Source organism: Pseudomonas protegens, assembly GCF_003732485.1.
Lineage (GTDB): Bacteria > Pseudomonadota > Gammaproteobacteria > Pseudomonadales > Pseudomonadaceae > Aquipseudomonas > Aquipseudomonas protegens_B.
Map to the genome: position 1 here is coordinate 10,348 of NZ_MOAK01000015.1, position 3,501 is coordinate 13,848.

Genomic DNA, 3,501 nt, shown 5'->3' on the forward strand with positions numbered 1-3,501 from the left:
CCACCGAGGTGGAAGGAATCTGGTTGGTGGCCAGGCCACCGGTCAGCCCGGTAATTTCCGCGCCCTTGCCCTCGGCGGCACGCCGGGCAAAGGTCGCCATCACCGTGCCGTAGCCTTTCTCGGCGATCACCACCGGGTAGCCGCCATCCAGCGCCAGGTTGTAGTTGGGCGTCGGATTGCGTTCAAAGTAGTAGGGGATGGCGTCGCCGCTGGTTTCCTCGGTGGTGTCCACCAGCAGTTTGAAGTTCCGGGCCAGGGGCAGCTTCTCTTCCTTGATGATCTTCATGGCGTAGAGCGTTACCACGATGCCGTTCTTGTCGTCCTCGGTACCACGGCCATACATGCGGTCGCCGATCAGGGTGACCTTGAACGGGTCGAGGCGGGTGCCGTCCTCCAGGACCCAGTTTTCCGGGGTCACCGGCACCACATCGGCGTGGGCGTGGATGCCGACCACTTCGTCGCCGGCGCCGTCCAGGGAGATCTCGTAGACCCGGTTGTCGATGTTGCGAAAGTTCAGGTTGAAGGTCTTGGCCAGGCCCTGGATCTTCTCGGCGATCTTGAGAAACTCGGGGTTCTTGTACTGCGGCACACCGTCGATGTTGAAGGTGGGGATGGCCACCAGTTCGCGCAGGGTTTCGGTGGCGGCCTTGCCGTACTTCACCCGGGCGTAGAGGCCCAGCAGGCGATGGATCTCGTTCTGCTGGTCGGCGGACAGGCTCTTGTTGTCGAGAAAGGCGCCGATGGCCGGGCCCAGGTTGGCGTCCTTGCCCGCTTCGCTCTTGGCCAGGCTGCCGAGGAACTGACGGAAGTCGCTGACCGAGGTGTCACTGAAGGACTTGAGGATGGCCGCGCTCTGTTGCGGGGTGATATTGGCCTGGGCGGCGCTGGAGAACGCGGACAGGCTGGCGAGCATCAGGGTGGCCGCCGCCAGGTGCTTGAGAGAAAAATCCATTGTGGAGGGCATTCCTTTGCAGGTGATGAGTAGGAAGTGTCTGATGACTCAGACAGAAACGTTCCCAAGCTAACACTACGAAGGAGGGAGGCGGGAGTCCCGGATGTGGGATCTGTCGCACAGAACTGCAAAAGCGGCGCACAAACGAAAGATGTTGCAGTGCGAGGAACAGGGGGCGCCCGGGTGGGCGCCCCCTGTGGGTGGGGCAGGATCAGATGGCAGCGTCCCAAGGACGGTCGCCATGCTCGTCCTTGATGCGGGTCGGCAGGCCCATCAGGTCCAGCGCTTTGAGGAACGGCTTGGCCGCCAGCTCCTCGACGTTGACCATGCGCTGCACGTCCCACTCGCCACGGGCCACCAGCAGGGCGGCCGCCACGGGCGGTACGCCGGCGGTGTAGGAAATGCCCTGGCTGTCGGTCTCGGCGTAGGCTTCTTCGTGGTCGGCCACGTTGTAGATGAAGACTTCGCGCGGCTGGCCATCCTTGCTGCCCTTGACCAGGTCACCGATGCAGGTCTTGCCGGTGTAGCCCGGGGCCAGGGAGGCCGGGTCAGGCAGCACGGCCTTGACCACTTTGAGTGGCACCACTTCCAGGCCTTCGGCGGTCTTGACCGGTTGCTCGGAGAGCAGACCGAGGTTGCGCAGCACGGTGAACACATTGATGTAGTGCTCGCCGAAGCTCATCCAGAAGCGCACGTTGGGCACGTCGAGGTTCTTCGACAGCGAGTGGACTTCGTCGTGGCCGGTCAGGTACAGGTTTTGCGAGCCGACCACGGGCAGGTCGTCGGTGCGCTTGACTTCGAACATGGTGTTGCTGGTCCACTGGCTGTCCTGCCAGCTCCACACCTGTCCGGTGAATTCGCGGAAGTTGATTTCCGGGTCGAAATTGGTGGCGAAATATTTGCCATGGGAGCCGGCATTGACGTCGAGGATGTCGATGGAATCAATGCGGTCGAAATGTTCTTGCTTGGCCAGGGCGGCATAGGCGTTGACCACGCCCGGATCGAAGCCCACGCCGAGAATGGCGGTGACCTTCTTCTCCTGGCATTCCTCGAGGTGCTTCCACTCGTAGTTGCCGTACCAGGGTGGGGTCTCGCAGATCTTGCCCGGTTCTTCGTGAATCGCGGTGTCCAGGTAGGCCACACCGGTATCGATGCAGGCACGCAGCACCGACATGTTGAGGAAGGCGGAACCGACGTTGATGACGATCTGCGACTCGGTCTCGCGGATCAGCGCCTTGGTTGCCTCGATGTCCAGCGCGTTGAGCGCATAGGCTTTTATTTCAGCGGGCTGTTTGAGGCTGCCCTTGGCCTTGACGCTGTCGATGATGGCCTGGCATTTGGAGATGTTGCGCGACGCGATAGCAATACGACCGAGTTCGTCGTTGTGCTGCGCGCACTTGTGGGCCACCACCTTGGCGACACCTCCTGCACCAATGATAAGAACATTCTTCTTCAATTTATTTACTTCTCCTCGTGACCTGTCCGCTCAGGAAAGGCTGGACAGGTAGTCTTCGAAACCAAACTCGCGTACCACCTCGATGCTGCCATCGAGTTGTTTCACGACAATGGACGGCATTTTCAGACCGTTGAACCAGTTTTTCTTGACCATGGTGTAACCCGCCGCATCAATGAACGACAGTCGATCGCCGATGGCCAGCGGACGATCAAATTGGTATTCGCCGAAGATGTCCCCGGCCAGGCAGGACTTGCCGCACACCATGTAGGTATGTTCGCCCGCGCTTGGTGACAGCTTGGCGTTCAGGCGATAGATCAGCAGATCCAGCATGTGGGCTTCGATGGAGCTGTCCACCACGGCCAGGTGCTTGCCGTTGTACAGGGTGTCGAGCACGGTCACTTCCAGGGAGGCGCTCTGGGTGATGGCGGCTTCGCCCGGCTCCAGGTAGACCTGTACGCCGTACTTCTCGGAGAAGGCCTTGAGGCGCGCGCAGAAGGCGTCCAGGGCGTAGTCCTCGCCGGTGAAGTGAATGCCGCCGCCGAGGCTGACCCACTCCACCTTGTGCAGCAGGTGGCCGAAGCGTTCCTCGATGGTGGTCAACATCTGGTCGAACAGGCCGAAGTCGCCGTTCTCGCAATTGTTGTGGAACATGAAGCCGGAGATCTGCTCGATGACCTGCTCGATCTTGGCCGGGTCCCACTCGCCCAGGCGGCTGAACGGACGCGCCGGGTCGGCCAGCAGGTAGTCCGAGCTGCTCACCTGGGGGTTGACCCGCAGGCCGCGGACCTTGCCGGTGGAGGCATCGGCAAAGCGCTGTAGCTGGCTGATGGAGTTGAAGATGATCTTGTCGCAGTTGGCGAGCATTTCCTCGATCTCATCGTCGGCCCAGGCCACGCTGTAGGCATGGGTTTCGCCTGCGAACTTCTGCCGGCCGAGCTTGAGCTCGTAGAGCGACGAGGAGGTGGTGCCGTCCATGTACTGCTGCATCAGGTCGAACACCGACCAGGTGGCGAAACACTTGAGGGCCAGCAGGGCCTTGGCGCCGGATTGCTCGCGCACGTAGGCGATCTTCTGCATGTTGCTCAACAGCTTC

Annotated in this window: 3 protein-coding genes; all 3 read right to left on the reverse strand. The window is 61.4% G+C overall.

Features of this window, described 5'->3' with window-relative positions:
* Positions 1 to 952 (reverse strand): M20/M25/M40 family metallo-hydrolase (locus BLX41_RS34160; protein ID WP_259744307.1); only part of this gene is annotated, 952 nt, incomplete at its 3' end.
* Between the two features lie 211 nt (positions 953 to 1,163).
* Positions 1,164 to 2,408 carry a saccharopine dehydrogenase family protein gene (locus BLX41_RS01520; protein WP_123723484.1) on the reverse strand — a complete coding sequence of 415 codons (1,245 nt, stop codon included), beginning with the start codon at positions 2,406 to 2,408 and terminating at the stop codon, positions 1,164 to 1,166.
* Positions 2,409 to 2,438: 30 nt separating this feature from the next.
* Positions 2,439 to 3,501 (reverse strand): carboxynorspermidine decarboxylase (locus tag BLX41_RS01525; protein ID WP_148059672.1); only part of this gene is annotated, 1,063 nt, incomplete at its 5' end.